This window comes from Lichenicola sp. (assembly GCF_965198575.1).
Lineage (GTDB): Bacteria > Pseudomonadota > Alphaproteobacteria > Acetobacterales > Acetobacteraceae > Lichenicola.
On sequence record NZ_OZ240671.1, the window covers coordinates 4,011,727 to 4,035,111 of the forward strand.

Sequence of the window (23,385 nt, forward strand, 5' to 3'; positions counted from 1 at the left end):
GCACCTCCGGGCGATCCTGCAATGACCGCGGCGAATGGCCCGGCAACGGCAAACGGCGTGCAGCCCACAAGTGGCGATGCGGTGCCGCCGCCGATCGCGCCACCCGGCGGACTACTTGCCGCCACCGGCGCCAATGTGCGTGTCGGGGATCTGCGCGACAGCCTGGCTGCCGGTTTCCTCGGGGCGCCCCGGCAGCCGGCGACGCGCAACTGGACCATCACTCCGAGCCTGGGGCTCGGCGAGGAATTCACCGACAACGTGCTCGGGCAGAGCGGTACCGGTAGCGGTGACGACGTGATCACGCTGATCCAGCCTGGCATCGAAATTACCGGCGCAAGCGCGCGCCTGCAGGGCAGCCTGTCCTACCATCCGGAAGTCGATATCTATGCCCGCCATTCCGCGGACACGCAGGTGGCGCAGAATTTCGGCGGCCAGTTCCTGGGGGTGATCCTGCCGGGCACGCTGTTCCTGGATGTGCGCGGCTACGGCAACGCCACCAGCAACGGGATCGGCGGACCCGTCGGCACCGCAGCGACCACCGCGAACGGCGCGACCCAGACGCTCGATGTCTCGATCAGTCCCTACGCACTGCGACGTTTCGGCACGTGGGGCACAGGCGAGATCGGCGCCAGTTTCAGCCGCACGACGCTCGGTGCGCTGACCGGCGGATCCGACTCCGGAGGCGCGGTGCCGAATGCCGGCGCCTTCGACACCGCCTCCGACCAGAACGTCACCAGCTATAGCGGGCACGTCGCCTTCCAGACCGGCGAGGCGTTCGACCGCTACAACGGCACCGCACTCGGCTATGCCACCAAGTACGACGGCAGCGGGGTTCTGAACAATGCCGTGCGTGACACTGCAACGATCGATAGCGGCTACGCGGTCACCCGGCTGTTCACCCTGCTCGGGCGCGTCGGCTACGAGCATATCGACTATTCCGGATCGAATCCGATCCGCATCGACGATGCGATCTGGGACGGAGGGCTGCGGCTTTCGCTCGGACCCGACAGCACGATCGAGGCACGTTACGGTCATCATGACGGGCTGGACGCGGCCAGTCTCGACCTTTCCCTGGCGCCGACTGCACGCACCAGGCTTTATATCCGGTATTCCGAAGGGCTCAGCACCGAAGCCGAGCAACTGCAGAACACGCTCGCCACGTCGGACTTCGACCCGCTCGGAAATCCGGTCGATCACAGCACCGGCGCGCCATTGCTGGCGAACGGCGGCTTGTTCGGGCCGCAGGACAATCTCTACCGAAGCAAGGTGCTGACCTTCACCGGGGAATTGACCCAGCCGCGCGACGTGTTCTCGCTGAGCGTCAACGCCGAGCAGGACGACCTGGTCTCCTCGGGCGGCCAAGCCGGTTCGCTCGGCAGCAACAAGGGGATCTATTGCAGCCTCGACTGGTCGCACACGCTCTCGCCGACGCTCAGCCTGTCGGTCTATGGCCAGTATGGCGTGCTCGACGATGAAGGTCTCACCGGCCAGCAGGATGTCGAGCTGGCATCGGTGGCGCTGGTCGATGCCCTGTCGCCGACGCTCTCGGCACAGCTTCGCTACAGTTATGACCGCCAGTCGGGGGAGGGTCCTAGCGAGGGTGGCGGCGGGCGCGAAGGCGGACCCGGTTCGTCGCAGAACGTCATCCTGCTGAGTTTCGAGAAGTCGTTCTGATGAGCCAGACGCTGTACGATTTCACCGGTGCGCCGTTCCAGCTTCTGCCCGACCCACGCTTCTTCTTTGCAAGCGTCGGGCAGACCCGGGCACTCGCCCATCTGACGTTCGGGCTCGACCAGGGCGAGGGTTTCGTCATCATCACCGGCGATGTCGGCGCCGGCAAGACGACACTGATCGAGCATCTGTGGTCGCGCCTCGATCATCGCACCTACCTGCTGGCGCGGATCTCCACCACGCAGCTTTCCGCCGACGAGTTGTTCCGGCTTGCGATGGCGGGGTTCGGCATCGACATCGGCACCGGCGGAGGTGGCGACAAGGCCGCGATCCTGCTGCGTTTCAGCCGGTTGCTCACCACCAACCGCAGCACCGGGCGGCGCTGCGTGCTGCTGGTCGACGAGGCGCAGAACCTGTCGCACGCGGCACTCGAGGAACTGCGCATGCTGTCGAATCTCGCCGAAGGCGGCGTTCCCGGCATGCAGATCGTGCTGCTCGGGCAGCCGGAGTTCCGCCGCATGCTGGCCAGCAGCCGCCTCGACCAGTTGCGCCAGCGCGTCGTCGCGTCGTTCCACCTGGGGCCGCTCGGCCGGGACGAGACCCGGGCCTATATCGAGCACCGGCTGGCGACTGTCGGCTGGTCCGGTCGCCCGGCAATCGCGTCCGACGTGTTCGACGCGGTGCATCGCGTCACCGGCGGGGTGCCGCGCCGCATCAACCGGCTGTTCGCGCGCGTGCTGCTGCTGGCGGATCTCGACGGGCTGCCAACGATCCTGGCGCCGCTGGTCGACGACGTGGCGGCCGAGCTCGCACGCGACCTGGACGGCCCCGCGCCGCAGGCCGCTTCGGTCACGCGACACGTGCCGGAGCCCGTCGCGGTCACGCGACACGCGTCGGAGCCCGTCGCCAGCGAGCCGAATTTCGGTGCGCCGCGCGGCCAGCGGAGGCCGTACCCGCGCCCCGATCCAGGCCCCGGCCCGGAGCATCCGGTCACCCGGCTTGTCGACCGCGTGGACGCGCTGGAGCGCCACCTGCGGGCGCGCGAGCAGCTCGTCGGACGCGTGGCCGAGCTGTTGCGGTCTGGCTCATGACCACACCCCGCCGCCACGCGCTGACCGTCGACGTGGAGGACTGGTTCCAGGTCCAGGCCTATGCCGGCGTGTTGCCGCAGACCGACTGGGATCGGCTGCCCCGCCGCGTCGAGGCCAACACCGACCGCATGCTCGCCTTGTTCGCCGAGGCGGGCGTGGTGGCGACCTTCTTCACCCTGGGATGGATCGCCGACCGGCACCCCACTCTGATCCGCCGCATCGTGAGCGCCGGACACGAGCTCGCCAGCCACGGCTACTGGCACCGCCGGGTGGATGCAGCCGATGCGGCCGCCTTCCGTGCGGACGTGGCGCATGCCCGCGACCGTCTCCAGGAGGTCGCCGGCATCGCGGTGCGTGGCTACCGGGCGCCGACATTCTCTCTCGGCCGTGCGACGCCCTGGGCCTGGGAGGTGCTGGCGCAGACCGGCCACAGCTATTCCTCCAGCGTCTTCCCGGTCCGTCACGACCTCTACGGCGATCCGGATGCGCCGCGCGACCCGCATCGTCCGTTCGACGGGCCGGTCTGGGAGATCCCGATGACCACCGCACGCGCCGCCGGTCGCAACCTGCCCTGTGCCGGCGGTGGCTGGTTCCGGCTGGCGCCGTATCCGCTGTTCCGCCGCGGCTTTGCGCATGGGACGCGCGAGCGGGCCGGCGTGTTCTACATTCATCCCTGGGAGATCGATCCCGGCCAGCCGCGCGTGCGCCAGGCGGGTTTGCGGTCGCAATGGCGCCACCGCATCAACCTGTCCCGCACCGAGACCAGGCTTGCGCGCCTTTGCAGCGATTTCTCCTGGAGCCGCATCGATCGTGTCTTCCCGCAGGTGACGTCGTGAGCATGCGGATCGTGCCGCTCGATGCGAGCCGGATGGCGGCCTGGGACGGGTTCGTCGCCGGCTGTCCCGAGGCCACCTTCTTTCATCAGGCAGCACTCCCGGGCCTGATCGCGCGCATCTATGGTCATCGCGATCGGTCCGTCCTGGCGCTGCAGGATGGCGATGTCGTCGGCGTGCTGCCGCTCGTGGAACTGCGCACCCGGCTGTTCGGCCACGCGCTCATCTCGCTGCCGTTCTGTGTCTATGGCGGCCCGCTCGCGGTCGACGGCGAGGCTGCGCGGGCGCTGCTGGATCATGCGGCGGCGCTGCTGCGCCAGACCAATGCGGCCACGCTCGAGCTGCGCGGGCTGCAGCCGCTGCCGGATCCGTGGGTCAGCGAGGGGGAACTCTGGACCGTCCGCAGCGGCCTGTATGCGACGTTCCGGAAACCGATCGTCGGCGATGATGCGGCCAACCTGAAGGCGATCCCGCGCAAGCAGCGGGCGGTGGTGCGCAAGGGCATCGAGCGCAAACTCGAGATCCTGACGACAGGTGACGCGGCACCGGTGTACCGGATCTACGCCGAGAGCGTGCGCAACCTCGGCAGTCCGGTTTTCCCACGGCGCTGGTTCGAGGCGCTGCTGGAAACGTTCCCGGGTGCCGTCGACACGACGCTCGTGCGCGCGGAAGGCCGACCCGCCGCCGGGGTGCTGACCCTGCATTGGCGCAACGAGGTGCTGCCCTACTATGGCGGCGGCACCCCGGACGCGCGCGACTGCCAGGCGTTCGACGTCATGTACTGGGACGTGATGTGCCGGGCGGCGTCACGCGGCGCCACGCTGTTCGATTTCGGCCGCAGCAAGGAAGGCACCGGCGCGTACGCGTTCAAGAAGAACTGGGGCTTCACGCCGACGCCGCTCGCCTATCGCTTCCTGTTGCGGGCGGGCGAGACGGTGCCCGACCACAACCCGCTCAACCCGAAATACAGGTTGCTGATCTCGTCGTGGAAGCGCCTGCCGCTGCCGGTCGCGAACTGGCTCGGGCCACGCCTGGTGCGCGGGCTCGGCTGAACCGCCATGGGTGCCACCGACGCCCTCCGGCACGGCCGCATCGCGATACCCGGGGCATGGGCGCCGGCGCTGGTCCCGCTCGCCAGTGGCCTGGCCGTGCTGCTGGCCACCCGGCACGCCGAACTGGCCGCAGCACTGCATGTCTGGTCGAGTTCCACCGCGTATGGCCACTGCTTCCTGATCCTGCCGATCGCCGCCTGGCTTGCCTGGGACCGGCGCGACCGCCTCCTCGCCACACAGCCGGCGCCGATGCCGTCGGCAGCCTGGCTGATGCTTCCGGCGACCCTGCTGTGGCTGTTCGCCGAGCGGCTGGGCGTGATGGAGGGGCGACAACTGGCGACCCTGGCGACCGTCTGGGTGCTGGTCCTGGCCGGTGTCGGACCGGCAGTCACACGCGTCATGGCAATTCCGCTGGCGTACTTGGTGTTCCTGGTGCCGTTCGGCGGTTTCCTGGTGCCGGCACTGCAGGATTTCACGACCGGCTTCATCGATGCCGGTCTGGACCTGCTGGGCATCGCGCATGTCGTGGACCGAACCAGCATCGAGATTCCGGAGGGCACGTTCCAGGTTGCCGAGGCCTGCGCCGGCCTGCGTTTCCTGATCGCCTCGGTGGCCTTCGGTGCGCTGTATGCGGCGCTGATCTATCGCCGGCCCGCACGCCGCATCGGCTTCCTGCTCGCCTCGGTCCTGGTACCGGTGCTCGCCAACGGGATCAGGGCGCTCGGCATCGTCGTGCTCGGCAACCTGCGCGGCAGCGCGGCAGCCGGCGCCGTCGATCATGTGCTGTACGGCTGGATCTTCTTCTCGCTGGTGATCCTGCTGCTGGTCCTGCTGGGGCTGCCGTTCCGCGAGGATCATCTCGTCCCGCCGCCGCCCCCGTCGCACGCGATCGACCCCGCACAGCCGCAATCGGTGCCGGCAGTCGCGTTCGCAGCAGCGATCCTGGCCGGCGTGGCAGTGGCCGCCCTCGGTCCGATCACGGCCTGGGCGCTCGACCATGCCGCCGCAGGCCGGCCGACCGATCCAGCCTGGTTCCCGGCTGCAACCCTGCAGCCGCCGGAGGGCTGCACCAGAAGCAGAACCATCGATGCCACGACTGCGATCTTCTCCTGCGGCGAGTTGCGACTGCAGGTGGAGGTGCACCGGTATCCACCGCATGCCGGCGCCGGAATGATCCTGGACGGGTTCCGTGCCGCCGAAGCCGGGCTTGCGACGGCCGCCGGGGACGCTGACGTGGAGCATCGCACCCTGGAGACGGTGCAGGGCGACTGGCGCCTGGACTGCTTGGCCCACCCCGAGATGGCGGTTGCGATGGCGGTCCTGACACGCGGACGTGTCGCATCGGGCGGCCTGGAGGATCGGCTCCGGATGGGCTGGGCCAGTTTCGCCGGCGGGGCGCACGCGATGTCGGTCATCATCACGGCACGAGGCCCGGGTGCGGCGGCCACCGTGTCCGAGCTGGCGCGGCGGTCATGGTTGTAAGCAATTCCGACGGTTTCGGAAAAGAGATGACTTAACCCGTTGATGGACCTAAATGTTTCCCGTGGCCCGGCAGTTGCTTATCTGTCTGCGTTATCATTCTTGAGGAAACACATCGTGCGCAAGACCCTCGCTTCAGCCATCGGCCTGCTGGCCGCTTCGGCGCTTTCCGCGACATCCGCACATGCTTCCCTGATCTCGATCGGGCTGCAGGAGGCCGGCTACGGCGGCGGTGCCGTGACGACGGTGAAAACCGATGCCGGCACCGGCTCCGCGATCTACGAAGGAGCGTTCGGATCGTTCACGTTGAACGACATCGATGCGGTCGGCTCGCCGATCCTGCCGTCCCCGAACCTGGACAGCAGCGCGATCAACGTGAGCGCCGCAGCAGGCGGCACCCTGACCGTGTACGTGACGGAGTCCGGCCTGACATCTCCGAAAGGCGTTGGTGATTTCCTCACGGCATTCACCTCGAACCTCTTCAACGGTGCGGTCAAGTCCATCACGGAATCGACCTATATCAGCACCACCAACGCTCTCTACGGCGGCACCCTTCTGGCATCGGACAGCTTCACCGGGCTGGGCACGAAAAGCATCGTCGACGCGACGCCGTCGCTCGGCCCCGTCTTCTCCGAGACCGAAAAGTTCGTGATCACGACCACGGGTGCAGGCGATGTGAACGACACCATCGACATCACGAGCGTGCCGGAGCCGGCGTCGTTCGCGCTGCTGGGTGGCGGCCTGATTGCGCTCGGTGTCGCACTGCGGCGCCGGACGCTTGCAAAGGTCGGGTGACCGCGAATCCCTCGCGACCGGGCCATACCGCAATTTGGACATCAAAGCGGGGAGGGCGACACGTCTCGCGTGTCGCCCTTTCCGGTTTTGGCGGCACAGGACGGGTGAGATCAGCTGGCATCGCCCGGTCACGGACCCCGACGCAGGCGACATTGCCATCGAATTCGAGGTGAGTGGTTGTGCCGACCCTGGATGCCACGGACGCGACGCTGCAGGCCGCCTTCGCGGCTCACCAGGCCGGACAATTTCCGGAGGCCGAGCGGCTCTATCGCCAGGTCCTGGACCGTCACCCACGTAACTTTCCGGCATTGCGGTTTCTCGGCGTCATCGCCGGCCACGCGGGACGTTGGCAGGCCGGCATCAAGCTGCTACGCGACGCACTCAAGGTCGAGCCGCGCTCGGCCGAGGCTCACACCGATCTCGGCGCGTTGCAGCATGCCAGGCGTGACCTCGACGGGGCCGCCGACTCTTTCGCCGCCGCACTGCGTTTCGATCCGGGCTATCCGAACGCACACCACAACCTCGGTATCGTCCGTCGCGATCAGGGACGTTTCGCCGAAGCCGCGGCCAGCTTCGGGGCCGCCCTCGGCCTGAAGCCCGACTTCATTGAAGCCTGGTATAATGTCGGAATTGCCTGGCAGGCGTCGGGATTCAACGATCATGCGGTTTTCGCCTATCGCCGGGCCGTCTCGCTCAACGGCAAACGTCTGGACATACGTTGCGCGCTGGGCGGCCTGCTGTTCGAGATGGCTGACTATCCGGCTGCCTCCGAGGCGTATCGCGCGGCGCTGGACATCGATCCCACGTTCGCCAACGCGTTGAACGGGTATGCCGCCGCCCGCGGGCAGGTCGGAGGTGAAGACGCCATCGACGTGATCAGGCACGCGATCGAGACGGTGCCGAACAACATCTACGGTTACGACCTGCTTGGAAACCTGATGCGCCGTCACGGCCGTTTCGACGACGCGATCGCCGCCTTCGAGGCCGCCATCCGGCTGCCCGGCAACCACGCGCATTCCTACTATGGCCTGACGCACGCAAAGAAGCTGCGGAGCGACGATCGATCGCTGGTCGCCGGGATCACCGCGGAGCTTGCGAGTGCCGGCGCCGGCCTCTCGGCGTCGGACCGGTCCTATATGCATTTCGCAATGGGCAAGGCCTGCGATGATCTCGATCTGTGCGAGACGGCGATCAAACACTATGATCTGGCCAACAAGGCCTGGCTCGATGCGCGGCCGCCGAACCGCAGGGCTGCGGATCCGACTCTGGAGCGCAGGCGGAACGAGCTCGAATTCAACACTCTGATCGCCGGCTTCGGAGCGGCGGATATCGCGCGGCTGCAGCGGTGGGGCAGCGATACCGAAAAGCCCATCCTGATCGTCGGGATGATGCGGTCAGGAACGACGCTGGTCGAGCAGGTGCTTGCCAGTCACCCCGACGTCGCGGCCGGCGGCGAGCTCACGTTCTGGAACGAGTGTCGCCTGCGCTTCGGCCTCGGCACCGGCGCGGTGCTCCATGAACCAGGTGTCACCGAGTCTGTCAGATCCTACGTAAGGCTCCTCGACGGTATCGGCGGCAGTGCGTCGCGGGTCACCGACAAGATGCCGCACAATTTTCTCCTGCTCGGAATGATCCACGGGCTGTTTCCGAATGCCAGGATCATCCATTGCCGCCGACACCCGGTCGATACGAGCCTGTCGATTTACTTTACACGCTTCGCCCGGGAGCAGGATTTCGCCTACGATCGATCGAGCATCGTGTTTTTCTACAAGGCGTATCGGAGGCTGATGGCGCATTGGCACCGCGTGATCCCGCAGGATCGTCTGATCACGATCGACTATGAGGCGCTGGTCGCCGACCAGGAAAACGTCACCCGGCGGCTCCTGGATTTCTGCGGCCTGGCGTGGAGCGAGTCCTGCCTGTCGTTCCATGACACCGATCGCCCGGTACGGACCGCAAGCGCATGGCAGGTCCGGCAGCCGCTATATCGCACGTCAGCCGCTCGTTGGCGTCGGTACGAGCCGTGGCTTGGCGAGTTTCGCGAGTTGCTCGACGTGCCGAATGTGGATGGCGAGTCATCGTCGTCCAAAGCCTGTCGGAGTCCTTTGCACGACCTGCCCGGGCACCCGGGAAAATCAAGCAATTCCAATCATCTCGATGCTGGCCCGTGATTTGCAAATATCCGTCATCGACCAACCCTGAGGGATACGGTGATGACCCTTCGCATGCAACTCCTGTTGACCGGCGCTGGAGCCGCGCTGGCTGTGGCCTCGCCACTGGGCGCGATCCAAGCTCATGCCAGCCCCAGTCTCGTTGAAATCACATCCGGGGCCTTCACCGCCGGCTCCGGGTTGATCACCTTCAGCGAGGCGGGATACCCGCTCGGTACCACCAACCCGACCTTCACCCCGGCGCAATATGGCGGCGGTGCCGGAAGTCCCACGGTGAGCTTCGGCGGCTACTTTACCGGCGAAACGCCCGGCAGTGCCAATCCGAGCGCCTGCCCGACCGGCGCAGCTCTCAGTGGTTGTGTTCTCGGCTCGCCTACCGGACCGTTGAAGCTCGACCCGTCATCGCCCGCGACGATGATCGCCAGCGACAGCGCAATGCCGACCTCCCCGATCCTGAGCGGTTCGCCGCTCTATAACGGTCCGATCGCCATCGATTTCAGCACGCCGCAGGCTGGCGTGGGGCTGATCGGCGGTTTCTTCAACGCTGTCTGCAGCACCGGCATCACGGCGTTCGATGCCCAGGGCAACAATCTTGGCACCGTCTGCAACCAGCAGACCGGCGACGAGTTTCTCGGCCTCGTCACGAGCGACGGAAGTCCCGATATCGCCGGGCTGCTGTTCCATCTTGTCGGCAGCGAGCCGGCGGGCTTCGACATCGACAACGTGCAGTTCGGCACGACGGGACAGGTCATCGTACCCCCGACAGGCGTTCCGGAACCGGCAGCCATCGGAATTCTCGGGACGGCCCTCGCGGCACTCGGCATGGTCCGGAGGCGCAGGAAGGTCTCCGGAAGCTTGCCGATCGGGTAACGCTCTACAGGGTTCGGCGCCGTACCGTGTGACCTGGCGATGCGGCGCCGCTTGCTCCCGACTGCGCCGTGGCCGTTGTCGGGCGATCGGGACGCGTCAATCTCGGGCGAGCAGCGTGGCGAGGCCCTCGGCGAGTTCGACCCGCGCCGTCACCCCGAGCGCTGCGCTCGCCATGGCCGGGCTACCGCAGGAGTGCCGGATGTCGCCCGCACGTGCCGGTCCCATGTCGAAACGAAGCGGAAGGTCGTTGAGAGCGGCGAGATGTTCGGCCAGGGCCCGGATCGAGGTCGGCCGGCCGGTGCAGACATTGAACGGACCGGTGGCGCCAGGCGCTCCGGGATCCTCGATCCGACGCATCGCAGCGAGCAGGTGAGCGACCACGTCCGCCACGTGAACGAAATCGCGCGTCTGCGTGCCATCCCCATGCAACGTGATGCTCTCCCGGGCGCCGATCCGCCGCGCGAAAATCGAGATCACCCCGCTATAGGGTGAACTCGGGTCCTGCCTGGGTCCATAGACATTGAAAAACCGCAGGCCCAGCGTGGGCACGCCATGAACAACGCTCGCGACCCGCGCATGCAATTCGCTGCCGAGCTTGTCCGCGCCGTAGGCGGTCATCGGTGCCGGCGTCCGGTCCTCCCGCGCAATATATTCACCGGTGTCGCCGTAGATCGCCGCGGACGACGCATAAACGACTGGAATCCGGCCCGCTCCCCGGGCGGCATCCAGCACCGCGACGGTGCCGCCCTGGTTGATCCGGTGGGTGCCGAACCAGTCCTCGTTGCCGCGCGCGACCGAGGCGATCGCCGCAAGGTGAAACACCCCGTCGGTCCCCGCAACGGATGCACGAACCGTCCCGGGATCGGACACGTCGCCGTGCTGCATCGTCACCCGGGGATCGAGATTCTCCGGTCGCCCGGTGGAAAGATCGTCGAGCACGCGGACCTGATGCCCCAGCGCCAGAAGCGCATCGCACAGATGCGAGCCGATGAAGCCGGCCCCTCCGGTCACGAGATAATGCCGCCCGGTCATGCCCACAGCGCAACCTCACTCACAGCGTCACCTCGCGTGTTGCTCGATGTCCGGCGCCGCGCCATCTCTGGAAGGGCGCAACCGCCTGAGCGTGCTGCCGGCGACCTGGCGCAGCAGCGCCGCAGCACCCAGCGGATGCCACGGATCGGCAACGACCAGCCCGGCACGCCGGCGGCATTCACCCGCCCAGAGTCGCTTGTATGGATCGTCGCCGCGGCCGAAATCCAGGGACATGACCTGCTCCTCGTCGATGAGGCGCCGGATCATCCAGGCGGTCAGCACGGTTCCCGGCGACCGGGCGCGGACAGCCTCGTCATGCACCAGCTTGTGCAATGTGGCTGTACCGTTCTCGACAGTCCAGAATTGTGCGGCAATCGGCTCCCCGGCCTCGCGCAGCACTGCGATGCGCAGCACACCGGCCAGCGCCGCCTCGGCAACGAACGCGGCGGCGAAATCCGGGAACGGCTCCGCCTCCTTCCAGCTCCTGGCGTGCACCCGGTCGTATTCTGCCAGATGGGCGAGTGCATCCTGCGGCGTCACGGCGAGCGAAAACTCCGCTCGGGCGTCGCGTTCGGCACGGCCCAGCCGGCGTCGGATGGTCTCGCGCAATGCCCCGGGCCGGGCCGCCAAATAATCCGACCAGCATCGCCCCTGCAGCGTTTCGCGCCAGTTGGCGAAGCTTGCGAACCAGGCGGATTGCCGGCCGGCCCGGGCCAGGCCGCGCAGCAGCGGGCCCCAGCCGCGCCATTCCGGATCGAGCGCGTCCAGCTGCAGCAGCGGGCCGAGATGCGGTGCGAGCGCGAAACCGGCCGCCTCGAGATCGGCGCCGGCGGCGCAGGTCGGCTGGTAGAGGCTGGTATAGGGGGTGGTCAGGCCATGCCGGCGCCCGGAGCCGGAGCGACCCCGAAGCAGCGGCATGAGCAGCACGGGACGATCGTCGTGAACCAGCCAGAACTGCGGCTGCAAGCCGGTCTCGATCGCCGTCCCGGTGACCACGCGCCACCATCCGCGGCTGTCCTGGAACGGAACGCGGTCGAGCAGCGCAAGCGTCTCCAGGTCGGCGACCGGGCAGGCCTCCGCGATCAGGCCGGTTCCGGAGGCCGCCTTGTGGGTGAGGGTGCGGGTCAGGGCCATGCGACGTCACGCAGCCGGTACCAGACGATCCCGATCCACTCATGCAATGCGAAGTAGCTGCGCTGCCACTGGTCGACCTGCGGCAGCACGGCACCAAGGATCGCATACGGTCCCCAGGCAGGTCCGCGGCTCGGATAGCCCATCCGCCAGATCGGAGCGGGGCTCGCCACCAGGCCGCTATGCCGGAACGCCAGCAGGCTGCGGCGCATGTGCCATGCATGCGTCACCACCAGCACGTGGTGAATGCCTGCCGGCTCGAGCATCGCGGCACTGTCGCGCGCATTTTCCCAGGTATCGTCCGAGCGTCCCTCGACCCAGCGCGGAACGACGCCGAAATCATCCTGCAGGCTCCGTGCCATGACCGCGCCGATGGCCGGACCGCCTCTCCAGGCCGGACCGCCGGTGACCGCGATCGGCAGGCCGGTGCGCCGTGCCAGCGCCGCCCCCTCGCGCAGACGTTCCAGGGTCAGGGCGCCCGGCACCGCCAACCCGTTGCGATCGCGATCGAGATCGCCGCCCAGGATCAGGATGGCCTGCGAACCGGCCGCATCGGTGGGCGCGATGCCGGTTTCGAGCGAGCGCGTCAGCCGGTCGGCCACCACCGGCATCGCCAGCAGCAGCAGTGCCGCGATCGACCAGAGGGCGGCGATGCGACGGCGGCGCCACAGCGCGACAAGTCCCAGCACGGCCAGGTTGACCGGCGGGACGATGAACGGCGTTGCCAACGAACTCAGGATCATGCCTCTCGTCCGCACCGTCTGCAGCAACGATGATAGTGTAGTCTTGCCGGACGGCGGATCTGCAAATGGCATCTGCCGGCGGCTATTTTCGGAGCCGACGGAATGCGGGTGACGATCGAGAGGCCCGACCTGTCGGGGCCCGGGTTGGACATGCTGGAGGCGGATTGGCGGGCGCTCGAGCCGCATGCCGGGTGCTCGTTCTTCCAGTCCTGGACCTGGATCGGCTGCCGCATCGCCGAGCGCTTCGTGGCGCCACGGCTGGCGCGTGCCGTCGAGAACGGCCGGACGGTCGGGCTCGCCTTGTTCAACCGGCGCGGTGTCCCGCTGGCGCCGGGCGCGCTGTGGCTGCACGAAACCGGCCGCGACGCCGAGGACAGCGTCTTCATCGAACATAACGCGCCGCTCGTGGCCGACAACGATCCCCGCATCGCACGCGCGATCCTGCAGCGTGCGCTTGCACGCAGCGGCGTCGTGATGCTCGGCGGCATCGACGATCCGACGCTCGAGCATGCGCGCGCGCTCGGACTGTGCCATGTCCGGGCGCGTCGGGAGGCGCCGTATGCCAGTCTCGCCGGCGGCGACGCCGAGGCGTGGCGGCGCCAGCTCGGCCGTGCCACGCGCGCGCAGCTCGGTCGGTCGCAACGGCGGCTGGAAGCGCTCGGGCCGATCTGCTGGCGGAAGGCGCGCGATGTCGCGGAAGCGCTTGAATTCCTGGACGGGCTGGCAACCCTGCACACGCTCTCCTGGCGCCGCCGCGGCAGGCAGGGCGCTTTCGCCGACCCGACCTTCCGGCGGTTCCATGCAAGCCTGATCGCGCGCGGCCTGCCGCGGGGCGAGGTGACACTCTCTCGGCTCGCCGTGGCCGACCGACCGATCGGCTTCCTCTATAATTTCCACTGGCGGGAGCACGTTCTTGCCTACCAGAGCGGGTTCGATACGGAGGCGGTACCGGGTGCCTCGCCTGGACTGACGGCCCACGCGCTGGCGATCGCCGACGCCGCCACCGCCGGCTCCGACCGCTACGATTTTCTTGCCGGCGACGTCCGCTACAAGCGCAACCTCGGCAATGCCGCGAAAACCCTGCATTGGCTTGAACTTGCCGCGCATCACAGTCTTCGCGGTTGGCCGGCCTGGGGCGTCAGGCAACTGCAGAGACAGCCATCCCGCGGAACCGCATCTCCCGGTTGTCGCCGCGGAGACTCGCCACCCGCTTGAAAGCTTGCCGACCGGCCCGCATCTGGTTCACATGTGGAATATGGCGGTCGATACTCGGGAGCTATGATAGTCCTGAATGACACGTGCAGGTAACAGTCGGACGGAAGGCCTGATGTGGCGTCTTCGGCAGACGGCCCGATCCTCGGCAAGGTTGGCATGGCCGGCCGCGGCACTGGTCATTCTGGTCGTGTCACTGGCGCTGTGGGCAGGGATCGCGTTTATCGTCGGTCGGCTGTTCTGATCTGCAGGACTTCCAGGAGCAGCCACGCTCTTCTATAGTCGGCGGGCGTTGTGCCCGAGGTACCCATGCTGCCCGGTATCATGCTGCTTGCGTCACGATCCTGTCTGCGCCGCCGGCCTGGTGGGCTCCTCCTGTTCGGCGTCCTTCTCGCAGTCCCCTTTCTGGGCGACCATGCGGCCGCACGGACGATCGTCGCGGGTGCGGGACAGCAGTTCGCAACACCCGGCGCGGCCATCGCTGCGGCCCGGCCTGGCGACACCGTCCACATCGTCAATGGGCAGTATTACGATTGTGCCTTCGTCACCCAGGACCACCTGACCATAGAGGGTGACGGGGCCGGTGCGGTCCTCACCGACAAGACCTGCGGCGGCAAGGCGCTCCTCGTGATCAGCGGCCACGACGACATCGTGCGAAACCTCACCTTGCAGCGTGCTCGCGTGCCCGATGGCAATGGCGCCGGCATTCGCGCGGAAGGCGGCAACCTGACGATCGATCATGTGCGGTTCATCGACAACCAGGACGGCGTACTCGCGGCCGACAGCCCGACAGCGACGATCCGCGTCGTGGACAGCGACTTCATCGGCAACGGAGTCTGCCAGGAGGGCGGCGGCTGTGCGCACGGCATCTATGTCGACAAGGTCGCTCTGCTGCATATCGAGAAGTCCCGTTTTTCCGACACTCATGACGGACATCATATAAAATCCCGTGCATTTCGCACCGAGTTGGTCGGATCGACGGTCGAGGATGGTCCGGACGGTACTGCGAGCTACCTGGTCGACGTGCCGAACGGCGGCGGCCTCCTGGTGGAGGGCGACACGTTCGAGAAGGGTCCGCATTGCAGCAATCACGGCGCTGCCATCATCCTCGGCGAAGAAGGAGTGGATCGCCCCACGCCTGAAATCATCGTCCGTAACAACCACTTCCGCAACGACATGGATCGGCCGACGATTTTCGTCCGCAACGTGACCGCGACACCGGTCCAGATGGCTGACAACGTTCTGGTCGGGCAGGTGCGCCCTTTGGAGGGGGACGCCTCGCAGCATTGATCGTTACGATCAAGCTGCAGGTGCACGTCATGCTCGGATTGCTGCACCGCTCTGCCGCGTTGCTGCTGAAAGCCGCCTAGAAGTGTCGCACGGATCTGCATCGTCCGGATGGAGACCCACCCGGGCACAGGATACCGTGCAGGACGTCGCGTCGGAGCCGCGGATGCGTGTGTTCTTCCTGTGTCAGCGCGTTCCGTTTCCTCCGGACCGTGGCGACAAGATTGCCACCTTCCATCTGTTGCGGCACATGGCGCGCCATCATGAGGTGCATGTTTTCTGCCTCGCCACCGACACGCGCGAGATCGGCCTCGTCGCGGGCCTCGCTGGGATTGCCGCGAGCGTGACGGCGCTGCCATACCATCGCCGGGCAGGGCTGTTGCGGTTGCTCCGGGCCTTGCCGTCATCGCAGCCGCTCTCGGTCGCCATGCTGTGCGAGAATGCCCTGCACGACGCCGTCGCCGAGGCAGCCGCCCGACTGCAACCCGATATCGTGTTCGTGTACAGCGCGACGGTTGCCCAGTTCATCGAGCGCCTTCCCACCCTGCCCGGGATCATCGATTTCGCCGACCTGGACTCGCAGAAATGGCTGGGGCTGTCCCGCCGGGCCCCGATCCCGATGCGCTGGATCTACGCGCTCGAGGCTCGTCGTGTCCTCGCGTATGAACGGCGCATCGCGCCACGTTTCTCGCGGTCGCTGGTGTGCACGCAGCAGGAGGCGAACGACTTCCGGCGCCTGATCCCGGGTGTCCCGGTCGGGATCCTGCGCAACGGCATCGACCTCGCCTATTTCCGGTCTTCAGGTGACCCCCGGGAGCGCCATGCTCTCGTATTCACCGGGGTGATGAACTACGCGCCCAACGTCGATGCCATGGTCTGGTTCTGCACCTCGATCCTGCCACTCATCCGGGTGAGGATCCCCGGAACGCTCCTGACGATCTGTGGCAGCACGCCTGCGCGCCAGGTGAGGCGGCTTGCACGGATTTCCGGCGTGACGGTGACGGGTCGTGTTCCCGACGTCCGACCATACCTCGACCACGCACGCCTTTTCGTGGCGCCCCTGCGCCTTGGCCGTGGCATCCAGAACAAGCTTCTCGAGGCGATGGCGATGGGTCTGCCGGTGGTCACGACACAGGCGGCGTGGCGCGCGACCGGCATCACGATCGGGAATGGCATCGTCGTTGCCGATACCGAGCAGGACTTCGCGGACACCGTCGTGGCATTGCTGCTGGACGATGCCCGACGCATCGCGATGGGATCGGCCGCACGCGAAGCAGTCAGCGGTTTCGACTGGAATACGATTCTCGCAGAGAGCGATGACCTTCTCGCCACTTCGCTGCAGGAATGCCCGGTCGGGACCGAGGGAAACAAAGACGCATGGGAGGACTGCCGTCGATGCGCATCCTGATGCATCACCGGATCGCCTCGCGCGATGGGCAATCGGTGCATCTCGAGGAAGTGCTGGCGGCGCTGCGACGGCAGGGGCATGACGTCATGCTGATCGGCCCCGCCAGCCTGGCCACCACGCGATTCGGTGGCGAGAGCCGCCTGGTCGACGCCATCAAGCGCCGTCTCCCGGCGTTCGCGTTCGAGTTGCTGGAGCTCGCCTATAACGGTCCGGCCCTGCTGCGCCTGCTCCGTGCCATCCGTCGCCATCGGCCCGAGATTCTCTATGAGCGCTACAGCCTGTTCCTGTTCGCCGGAGTATTGGCTGCGCGCCTGAGCAGGTTGCCGCTGCTGCTCGAGGTCAATTCGCCGCTCTTCGAGGAGCGCGCCGCGCATGACGGGCTCCGGCTCCGCAGACTGGGACGGTGGTCGCAGCGTCTGCTATGGCGACAGGCGGATCACGTGCTTCCAGTGACCGGCGTGCTGTCCGGCATGATTGCCGAAAGCGGTGTCGGGCGCGACCGCATCACCGTCGTCCCGAACGGAATCGATCCGGATCGTTTCGTGGCGGTTGCGGATGGCATGGCCGCCAAAATGGCACTGCAGATTCCGCAGCGTCTCGTGCTCGGCTTTGCCGGCTTCGTACGGGGGTGGAACTCGGTCGACCGATTGATCGATTTCGTCGCCGGTCATGGTGACGAACTCGACCTGCATGTCCTGGTGGTCGGTGATGGTCCGGCGTCCGGTTCGTTGCTCGACCACGCCCGGAGACGGGGTGTGGCCGATCGGCTCACGATCACCGGGGTCATCGCCAGGGAGGATGTGGCGCATTACATTGCGGCGTTCGACATCGCGGTTGTGCCAGGTGTCACGCCCTACGCGTCGCCGCTGAAGCTGTTCGAATATCTGCAGCTCGGCCGGCCGATCATCGCTCCGGATACTGCGAACATCCGCGAGATCCTGACGGACGGGCATGATGCCCTGTTGTTCGACCCGGTATCCCCGGACAGCCTCTACCAGAGGCTGCAAATGTTGTGTGAAGATCCGCACCTTCGTGCGCGACTTTCGGTCAGCGCTCGCCAGACGATCATCCGGCGCTCGCTGACTTGGGACGAGAATGCGAAACGAATTTCCAGCCTGGCGAGCCGGCTCGTGACCGGATCGATCCAACAAATCCGCGTCAGTCGATCCGGTAGTGGATTGGCTTGAACGAGAAGTTGTTGGATTGGAGTGCCGAACATGCGGTGAGCCCGATGACGAGGTCGGTCTCCGCAAGAAAGCTCGCGTGATCGCCAGCCCGGCTCAGCGGCGGTGCGACCGCCAGCGCGCCGGTCTCCCCGTCGACCCGCACGTTCATGAACACGTTGAAGGCGATCGGGATCTGGTCCGGCGTGATCCCATACGCCGAGAGTGCCGCTGCAAGGTTGCCGAAACAGCCGCGATGCGGATGCTCGTCGCCATAGATGATCCGGAAGGTCTCCGCAGAGCAGGGGGTGAGCAGGAAGTCGTGCCGCCCCACGGTGTCCGCCACGATCCGCAGCAGGACGTTGCTGCGGTTGGAGTAGATCGGGTCGCCCGTCGTGAGGAACAGCCGGCTGGCATAATCCAGCGTGCGTCCCGACGAAATCACCTCGGCCGTATCGTCACGCACAAACGCCAACAGATCGGCCACCTGCTCGCCTTGCGGGTCGATGACCGTCAGCATCCGGCCCCGGTCGAGCGTGAATGCGACACCCGACCGCGGCGGGATCTCGAATACCCGGCCGATGGTATCATCCATGCCGGCGGTCCTGATCCGGCGCCGTCGCAGGATCCGTTGCCGTACGGCCGCTGAACGGGCACGTCCAATCCGAGGTCACAGCCCGGCCGCTATATTGCCGGGCCTCCGACGTCTCGCCGAAGCGTGACAGCATCGGGTTCTGGCTGCCGTTCAACGTGAGGTCGCGTGCGAGGATCGTCGTCCGCAGACGGTCGTACAGTCCCTCCTCGCGCAGCCTCTCGAATTGGTCGTGCAGGTTGAACACCAGTGCGGGCCGCTCGAACCGTCTTGCGACGCGAGACGCGCCGGGGTGCAGCCCGACCACGAAGAACGCCTCGCCACCGAAACTCAGCGAGAAATGCGGATCGTTGGGATCGGGACTGACGCGATCGTCGTAGTTCTGGCCGAGCCAGCTATCCTTGTCCGAGAGCGACTGCACGCGTGTCCAAAGATGCTGCTCGAACTCGTTCTCGGCCAGCATGTCCGGTTGCTCGAACAGCACGGCGAAACTCTGGAACAGCTGCGGGTCGGCGCGGTAGCTCTGCACCAGGTCGAGCAACTCCGGGAGGATACGAAGATCGTCCCAGCCCGAGCGGATATCGCGCGCCACCAGGATACGCATACGTCCCCGGGAGAGGGCGGATTTCGCGCCGACGCAGGAAAAGTCCGGCTCCCGGATGAACGACCTGAACCGCTCGGTCAGCGGATGCCGATCGTCGGTGAGCGTGTCCTTGGGCCAGGTGTCGATAGCCGCATCCATGCGAGGTCCTTGCCGTGTCCAGCCGAGCGCCACGCCAGCTGGAATGCCGGCGGAACGCGCGATATGGGCCCGGGACGCGGAAACCAAGCGGGATGCTGCCTTGCGGTCACAAACCCGCGCGGGCTGCAACCGCATGCCGTCAGTGGCCGGAGATCGCCACGAACTCGATGCGGAACACCAGCGCCGCATTCGGCGGGATCGGCCCACCACCCTTGTCGCCATAGGCCAGGGCAGGCGGCACGTAGAGCATCCAGACATCGCCCGGGCGCATCAGCTGCAGACCCTCGGTCCAGCCCTTGATCACGCTGCCGAGGGGGAGGGTGACGATCTGGCCGTGGCTGTCATCGAAGGTGGCGCCATCGGACAGCTTGCCGACATAGGTCACCAGCACGCTGTCGGCGGCTGTCGGATGCGGCCCGCTGGCGTCACCCTTCTCGATCACCTTGTATTCGAGCCCGGACGGCAGCGTGACCACCCCGGGCTGGGCCGATTGCTGCTTCATGAACGCAGCAGCCGCGGCCGGCGTATCGGCGCGGGCGGGCACGTGGCCGACGAACACCGCCAGCAGCGCCGCCGCGCCGACGGCCAGGGGAGAGAACAAGCGATCGAGCGGCATGGGGCCTCCGGGTGAAATCCGACCGCCTCATAGCAGCAGAATCGACCGGAGGCACCCGGCCCCGATCACCGACCGCTAGACCAGGCGCGCCTTGCGCAGCGACGCTGCGATGAAGCCCGAGAAGAGCGGGTGCGGCGCGAACGGCTTCGACAGCAGCTCCGGGTGATACTGCACGCCGATGAACCACGGGTGATCCGGATACTCGACGATCTCCGGCAGGATCCCGTCCGGCGATAGCCCGGAGAACACCAGCCCGGCCTGCTCCAGCCGCTCGCGGTAATGGATGTTGACCTCGAAGCGATGCCGGTGCCGCTCGCGGATCTCGGTCGTGCCGTACACCTCGGCGACCCGCGAGCCCTCGACCAGATGCGCATCGTAGGCGCCGACCCGCATCGTGCCGCCGAGGTCGCCACCCTCGCGCCGGTTCAGCATCTCGTTGCCGCGCGCCCATTCGGTCATCAGCCCGACCACCGGATCGTCGCTGGGCCCGAACTCGGTGGAGGAGGCGTCGGGGATGCCGGCCAGGTTCCGCGCGCACTCGATCACCGCCATCTGCATGCCGAAGCAGATCCCGAAGAACGGGATGCGGTGCTCGCGGGCGAACCGCACGGCCTCGATCTTGCCTTCCGAGCCGCGCTCGCCGAAGCCGCCCGGCACCAGGATGCCGTGCACGTCCTCGAGCCTGGCGATCGCATCGTCCTGGTTCTCGAAGATCTGGCTGTCGACCCAGTCGAGCTTGACCCTGACCTTGTTGGCGATGCCGCCATGGATCAGCGCCTCGTTCAGCGACTTGTAGCTGTCGAGGAGCGAGGTGTACTTGCCCACCACCGCGATGCGGACCTCGCCCTCGGGGTTGCGGATCGCGTCCAGGATCCGCGCCCAGGCCGACAGGTCGGGCTCGCCCTCGTGTGGCAGGCCGAAATACCGCAGCACCTCGGTGTCCATGCCCTCCTCGTGATAGCTGATCGGGCAGGCATAGATCGTGTCGACGTCGAGGGCGGAGATCACCGCCTCCGGGCGCACGTTGCAGAAATTGGCGATCTTGCGGCGCTCGTTGTCCGGCAGCGGCCGGTCGGCGCGGCACAGCAGCATCTGCGGCTGGATGCCGACATTCTGTAGCTCCTTGACCGAATGCTGCGTCGGCTTGGTCTTGAGCTCGCCGGCGGCCGGGATCCACGGCACCAGCGTCAGGTGGATGAACATCGTCCGCGCCGGCCCGAGATCGTTGCGCAGCTGGCGGATGGCCTCCAGGAACGGCAGGCTCTCGATGTCGCCGACGGTGCCGCCGATCTCGATCAGCGCGAAATCGAGATCGTCGGTGTCGTGCACGACGACGTTCTTGATGGCGTCGGTGATGTGCGGGATCACCTGCACGGTGGCGCCGAGATAGTCGCCGCGTCGTTCGCGCGCGATCACGTCGGAGTAGATCCGCCCGGTGGTGGCGTTGTCCGCCTTGGTCGCGTGCACGCCGGTGAAGCGCTCGTAGTGCCCGAGATCGAGGTCGGTCTCGGCGCCGTCGTCGGTGACGAACACCTCGCCGTGCTGGTAGGGGCTCATCGTCCCCGGATCGACGTTGAGATAGGGGTCGAGCTTGCGCAGCCTGACCCGATACCCGCGCGCCTGCAGCAATGCTGCAAGTGCCGCGGAAGCGATACCTTTGCCGAGCGAGGAGACCACGCCGCCGGTGATGAATACGAACCGCGTCATGGGCGGTCGTCCTACACCCTAACCGGCGTCGGCGGGAACCCATTGTCTCCGGGAAACACCTGCCAGGGCGTCCGGGCCGGTCCACGATCGCCGAGCCAGGCCAGCATCACGCCGGCCGCACGCTCGCCGTCCAGCATCGCGCCCCCGACCGTGCCGGCGAGTCCGTCGGTGCGGCAGGCCTCCCCGGCCAGCACCAGCCTGCCGCCGCCGAGCGGTTGCCCGAGCACGGCCCTGGCCCCGGCATGTCCAGGACGGGCGTAGCTGTAGCCGCCGCGGAACAACGGATCGCTGCCCCAATGCGACACGAAGCCGCCCGGTCCGAGCGCGTCGAGCGCGGCTGTGCCGAGGCAGCCGGCGAGTCGGGCGCGTGCCTCGTCGAGCGCCTGCTCCTCGCGGCCGACGAACGACCAGGCGAAATCGCCGCCGAAGAACCCGCTGACATAGGGCGCTGCGTCGGGCTGCACCGTCAGCAGCATCAGCGGGTCGCCCGGTCGCTCGAGTCGCTGCTCGAGCAGGGTGCCGGGCTCGAGATCCAGGAACGGCAATTCCGGGTCGGCGAGGGGCAGGGCCAGCTTGCTGAGCAGCCCCATCGGCAGGCCATCGAGGGCGGCGAGGGTCTCCGCCGGCAGTTGAGGGGTGAAACGGATCTGCTCGTGGCGGAGCACCCCGGTCGACACGGTAACGATGCAGCCGCGCGCGCGGATGGCGCCCCGCGCGGTGGTCACCGTCATGCCGTCGCCGGACTGCCAGTCGATCGCCAGCACCGGCGTGTCGCACTGCACCGGCCCGGCATGCGGACCGACCAACTCGGCGAGCAGGCAGCCGACCCCGTCCTCGGGAAGCAGGTCATCCTCGCCGAGCAGGTTGCGGCGCCAGTCATGCAGCGACAGCCGATCCGCATCGACGGCCGCGATGATCGAGCCGTCCCATGCTTCCACGTTGGCGAGCCATGCGGCCTGGTGCGGCGGCAAATCGATGTGATCCTGGGCGAGCGGCCGGTCCGGCCCGTCCGCAAGCGCGATGGCGGCGCGGTGCCAGGCTGCATCCGCCTCGCCGTATGCCTCTTCCTCGGCGTCGGTGGCCGCATGCGCGCCGACCAGCAGCCGCCGGTCACCCTGGTGTGCCGGGAGCAGCGTCCGTCCCGACGCCCGTGCCAGGTCCACCAGTGGATTGCGGCCGACCTCGTGCAGCCAGGTCGCACCTTCGTCGATCGCTGCACGCCCAAGTGCCGGCGGCCGCACGGTGCGCGCCCGCCCGCCGATCGAGGGTCCGGCCTCCAGCACCAGCACCGAACGCCCGGCCAGGCGCAGCACCGCGGCCGCTGCAAGTCCGGCCGCACCGGCACCGACGACGACGATCTCGGGATCGCTCATCGTCGTGGCCGGCGGCTCGGGGTCAATGTCCGGGGATCGGCACCGGAGCGGGGGCAGGCGCCAGCGGATGGGCTGCCAGCGGGGCGGCCGGCAACGTGCTCCCCGGGACCGGGACGCCCGGCAGCACCGGGCCGGCGGCATGCGGACCCGCCGGCGGCACCGCCAGGATATCGTGGCTGCGACCGGAATTGCCGCGGTTCAGCACCGCCAGCGTCAGCGACAGCGCCATGAAGATGCCGGCCAGGATCGCGGTGGTGCGGGTAAGCAGGTTGGCCGTGCCGCGGCCGCTCATGAAGCTTCCCATGCCCTGGCTCGAGCCGATGCCGAGGCCGCCGCCCTCGCTGCGCTGGATCAGCACGGTGCCGATCAGCGTCAGCGTGACGAGAAGATGCAGGACGAGGAGTGCGGCGATCATGG

22 protein-coding genes are annotated in these 23,385 nt (G+C 67.4%); 12 read left to right on the forward strand and 10 right to left on the reverse strand.

Features of this window, described 5'->3' with window-relative positions; translation table 11 throughout:
* Positions 1–21: 21 nt before the first annotated feature.
* The 8 genes from ACOEQ2_RS18095 (at position 22) to ACOEQ2_RS18130 (ending at position 9,962) form a co-directional block, all read left to right on the forward strand.
* Positions 22–1,674, forward strand: coding sequence for a hypothetical protein (locus tag ACOEQ2_RS18095; RefSeq protein WP_419729326.1), 1,653 nt, complete (start codon positions 22–24; stop codon positions 1,672–1,674).
* Positions 1,674–2,762: an AAA family ATPase gene (locus ACOEQ2_RS18100; RefSeq protein WP_419729327.1), complete on the forward strand. Its 1,089-nt coding sequence runs from the start codon at positions 1,674–1,676 to the stop codon at positions 2,760–2,762. The genes ACOEQ2_RS18095 and ACOEQ2_RS18100 overlap by 1 nt, the downstream gene beginning before the upstream one ends.
* Positions 2,759–3,598, forward strand: coding sequence for an XrtA system polysaccharide deacetylase (locus tag ACOEQ2_RS18105; protein ID WP_419729328.1), 840 nt, complete (start codon positions 2,759–2,761; stop codon positions 3,596–3,598). Before ACOEQ2_RS18100 ends, ACOEQ2_RS18105 begins: the two co-directional genes overlap by 4 nt.
* 2 nt (positions 3,599–3,600) lie before the next feature.
* Entirely contained in the window at positions 3,601–4,647 is a 1,047-nt protein-coding gene (locus ACOEQ2_RS18110; RefSeq protein ID WP_419731273.1) for a FemAB family XrtA/PEP-CTERM system-associated protein, read from the forward strand.
* 6 nt (positions 4,648–4,653) lie between these two features.
* A complete protein-coding gene (xrtA, locus tag ACOEQ2_RS18115) occupies positions 4,654–6,129 on the forward strand; it encodes an exosortase A (RefSeq protein WP_419729329.1) in 1,476 nt (491 codons plus the stop codon).
* Positions 6,130–6,171: 42 nt separating this feature from the next.
* Positions 6,172–6,921 (forward strand): PEP-CTERM sorting domain-containing protein, encoded by a 750-nt coding sequence (locus ACOEQ2_RS18120; RefSeq protein ID WP_419731274.1) that lies wholly within the window; start codon positions 6,172–6,174, stop codon positions 6,919–6,921.
* A 179-nt stretch (positions 6,922–7,100) separates the two neighbouring features.
* Positions 7,101–9,092 carry a tetratricopeptide repeat-containing sulfotransferase family protein gene (locus tag ACOEQ2_RS18125; RefSeq protein ID WP_419729330.1) on the forward strand — a complete coding sequence of 664 codons (1,992 nt, stop codon included), beginning with the start codon at positions 7,101–7,103 and terminating at the stop codon, positions 9,090–9,092.
* Between the two features lie 54 nt (positions 9,093–9,146).
* The gene (locus tag ACOEQ2_RS18130; protein WP_419729331.1) at positions 9,147–9,962 is read left to right on the forward strand and encodes a VPLPA-CTERM sorting domain-containing protein; all 816 of its coding nucleotides are present in this window, start codon (positions 9,147–9,149) and stop codon (positions 9,960–9,962) included.
* 96 nt (positions 9,963–10,058) lie between these two features.
* Here the strand turns inward: ACOEQ2_RS18130 and ACOEQ2_RS18135 are convergent, their stop codons facing one another.
* From ACOEQ2_RS18135 to ACOEQ2_RS18145, 3 genes are read right to left on the reverse strand one after another with little or no spacing between them, the layout of a single operon-like run.
* Complete coding sequence (locus ACOEQ2_RS18135) at positions 10,059–10,994, reverse strand: NAD-dependent epimerase/dehydratase family protein (RefSeq protein WP_419729332.1); 936 nt, start codon at positions 10,992–10,994, stop codon at positions 10,059–10,061.
* Between the two features lie 27 nt (positions 10,995–11,021).
* Positions 11,022–12,128: a GNAT family N-acetyltransferase gene (locus ACOEQ2_RS18140; RefSeq protein WP_419729333.1), complete on the reverse strand. Its 1,107-nt coding sequence runs from the start codon at positions 12,126–12,128 to the stop codon at positions 11,022–11,024.
* Entirely contained in the window at positions 12,119–12,868 is a 750-nt protein-coding gene (locus ACOEQ2_RS18145) for a YdcF family protein (RefSeq protein WP_419729334.1), read from the reverse strand. Before ACOEQ2_RS18145 ends, ACOEQ2_RS18140 begins: the two co-directional genes overlap by 10 nt.
* A gap of 102 nt (positions 12,869–12,970) precedes the next feature.
* Between ACOEQ2_RS18145 and ACOEQ2_RS18150 the strand changes: the two genes are divergently transcribed.
* Positions 12,971–14,083: a GNAT family N-acetyltransferase gene (locus ACOEQ2_RS18150; protein WP_419729335.1), complete on the forward strand. Its 1,113-nt coding sequence runs from the start codon at positions 12,971–12,973 to the stop codon at positions 14,081–14,083.
* Between the two features lie 333 nt (positions 14,084–14,416).
* Here ACOEQ2_RS18150 and ACOEQ2_RS18155 read toward each other — a convergent pair whose 3' ends face one another.
* Positions 14,417–14,821 (reverse strand): hypothetical protein, encoded by a 405-nt coding sequence (locus ACOEQ2_RS18155; RefSeq protein WP_419729336.1) that lies wholly within the window; start codon positions 14,819–14,821, stop codon positions 14,417–14,419.
* On the opposite strand from ACOEQ2_RS18155, the gene ACOEQ2_RS18160 reads away from it, so the two are divergent.
* The 3 genes from ACOEQ2_RS18160 to ACOEQ2_RS18170 all read left to right on the forward strand — a co-directional run bounded on the left by ACOEQ2_RS18160 (position 14,822) and on the right by ACOEQ2_RS18170 (position 17,962).
* Positions 14,822–15,370, forward strand: a complete 549-nt coding sequence (locus ACOEQ2_RS18160) for a hypothetical protein (RefSeq protein ID WP_419729337.1) — start codon at positions 14,822–14,824, stop codon at positions 15,368–15,370. It begins immediately after the preceding gene.
* A 136-nt stretch (positions 15,371–15,506) separates the two neighbouring features.
* Positions 15,507–16,775: a TIGR03087 family PEP-CTERM/XrtA system glycosyltransferase gene (locus ACOEQ2_RS18165; protein WP_419729338.1), complete on the forward strand. Its 1,269-nt coding sequence runs from the start codon at positions 15,507–15,509 to the stop codon at positions 16,773–16,775.
* Positions 16,763–17,962 carry a glycosyltransferase family 4 protein gene (locus tag ACOEQ2_RS18170; RefSeq protein ID WP_419729339.1) on the forward strand — a complete coding sequence of 400 codons (1,200 nt, stop codon included), beginning with the start codon at positions 16,763–16,765 and terminating at the stop codon, positions 17,960–17,962. The genes ACOEQ2_RS18165 and ACOEQ2_RS18170 overlap by 13 nt, the downstream gene beginning before the upstream one ends.
* Here the strand turns inward: ACOEQ2_RS18170 and ACOEQ2_RS18175 are convergent.
* From ACOEQ2_RS18175 to secG, 6 genes are all read right to left on the reverse strand, one after another.
* Positions 17,934–18,533 carry a DUF1989 domain-containing protein gene (locus ACOEQ2_RS18175; protein ID WP_419729340.1) on the reverse strand — a complete coding sequence of 200 codons (600 nt, stop codon included), beginning with the start codon at positions 18,531–18,533 and terminating at the stop codon, positions 17,934–17,936. The two genes, ACOEQ2_RS18170 and ACOEQ2_RS18175, sit on opposite strands and share 29 nt — an antisense overlap.
* Entirely contained in the window at positions 18,526–19,272 is a 747-nt protein-coding gene (gene gntA / locus ACOEQ2_RS18180) for a guanitoxin biosynthesis heme-dependent pre-guanitoxin N-hydroxylase GntA (RefSeq protein ID WP_419729341.1), read from the reverse strand. Before gntA ends, ACOEQ2_RS18175 begins: the two co-directional genes overlap by 8 nt.
* A 139-nt stretch (positions 19,273–19,411) precedes the next feature.
* Positions 19,412–19,888 (reverse strand): FKBP-type peptidyl-prolyl cis-trans isomerase, encoded by a 477-nt coding sequence (locus ACOEQ2_RS18185; protein ID WP_419729342.1) that lies wholly within the window; start codon positions 19,886–19,888, stop codon positions 19,412–19,414.
* Between the two features lie 75 nt (positions 19,889–19,963).
* Positions 19,964–21,595 carry a CTP synthase gene (locus ACOEQ2_RS18190; protein WP_419729343.1) on the reverse strand — a complete coding sequence of 544 codons (1,632 nt, stop codon included), beginning with the start codon at positions 21,593–21,595 and terminating at the stop codon, positions 19,964–19,966.
* Positions 21,596–21,606: 11 nt separating this feature from the next.
* Positions 21,607–22,968: a flavin monoamine oxidase family protein gene (locus ACOEQ2_RS18195; protein WP_419729344.1), complete on the reverse strand. Its 1,362-nt coding sequence runs from the start codon at positions 22,966–22,968 to the stop codon at positions 21,607–21,609.
* Positions 22,969–22,990: 22 nt separating this feature from the next.
* Positions 22,991–23,383 carry a preprotein translocase subunit SecG gene (gene secG / locus ACOEQ2_RS18200; protein ID WP_419729345.1) on the reverse strand — a complete coding sequence of 131 codons (393 nt, stop codon included), beginning with the start codon at positions 23,381–23,383 and terminating at the stop codon, positions 22,991–22,993.
* Between the last annotated feature and the right edge of the window lie 2 nt (positions 23,384–23,385).

Coding starts and splice junctions, on each gene's coding strand:
- ACOEQ2_RS18095 (WP_419729326.1), top strand. CDS start 22: ATGACCGCGGCGAATGGCCCGGCAACGGCAAACGGCGTGCAGCCCACA.
- ACOEQ2_RS18100 (WP_419729327.1), top strand. CDS start 1,674: ATGAGCCAGACGCTGTACGATTTCACCGGTGCGCCGTTCCAGCTTCTG.
- ACOEQ2_RS18105 (WP_419729328.1), top strand. CDS start 2,759: ATGACCACACCCCGCCGCCACGCGCTGACCGTCGACGTGGAGGACTGG.
- ACOEQ2_RS18110 (WP_419731273.1), top strand. CDS start 3,601: ATGCGGATCGTGCCGCTCGATGCGAGCCGGATGGCGGCCTGGGACGGG.
- xrtA (WP_419729329.1), top strand. CDS start 4,654: ATGGGTGCCACCGACGCCCTCCGGCACGGCCGCATCGCGATACCCGGG.
- ACOEQ2_RS18120 (WP_419731274.1), top strand. CDS start 6,172: ATGGACCTAAATGTTTCCCGTGGCCCGGCAGTTGCTTATCTGTCTGCG.
- ACOEQ2_RS18130 (WP_419729331.1), top strand. CDS start 9,147: ATGCAACTCCTGTTGACCGGCGCTGGAGCCGCGCTGGCTGTGGCCTCG.
- ACOEQ2_RS18135 (WP_419729332.1), bottom strand. CDS start 10,994: ATGACCGGGCGGCATTATCTCGTGACCGGAGGGGCCGGCTTCATCGGC.
- ACOEQ2_RS18140 (WP_419729333.1), bottom strand. CDS start 12,128: ATGGCCCTGACCCGCACCCTCACCCACAAGGCGGCCTCCGGAACCGGC.
- ACOEQ2_RS18145 (WP_419729334.1), bottom strand. CDS start 12,868: ATGATCCTGAGTTCGTTGGCAACGCCGTTCATCGTCCCGCCGGTCAAC.
- ACOEQ2_RS18150 (WP_419729335.1), top strand. CDS start 12,971: ATGCGGGTGACGATCGAGAGGCCCGACCTGTCGGGGCCCGGGTTGGAC.
- ACOEQ2_RS18155 (WP_419729336.1), bottom strand. CDS start 14,821: ATGATCGATCGTCAGGTTGCCGCCTTCCGCGCGAATGCCGGCGCCATT.
- ACOEQ2_RS18170 (WP_419729339.1), top strand. CDS start 16,763: ATGCGCATCCTGATGCATCACCGGATCGCCTCGCGCGATGGGCAATCG.
- ACOEQ2_RS18175 (WP_419729340.1), bottom strand. CDS start 18,533: ATGGATGATACCATCGGCCGGGTATTCGAGATCCCGCCGCGGTCGGGT.
- gntA (WP_419729341.1), bottom strand. CDS start 19,272: ATGGATGCGGCTATCGACACCTGGCCCAAGGACACGCTCACCGACGAT.
- ACOEQ2_RS18185 (WP_419729342.1), bottom strand. CDS start 19,888: ATGCCGCTCGATCGCTTGTTCTCTCCCCTGGCCGTCGGCGCGGCGGCG.
- ACOEQ2_RS18190 (WP_419729343.1), bottom strand. CDS start 21,595: ATGACGCGGTTCGTATTCATCACCGGCGGCGTGGTCTCCTCGCTCGGC.
- ACOEQ2_RS18195 (WP_419729344.1), bottom strand. CDS start 22,968: ATGAGCGATCCCGAGATCGTCGTCGTCGGTGCCGGTGCGGCCGGACTT.
- secG (WP_419729345.1), bottom strand. CDS start 23,383: ATGATCGCCGCACTCCTCGTCCTGCATCTTCTCGTCACGCTGACGCTG.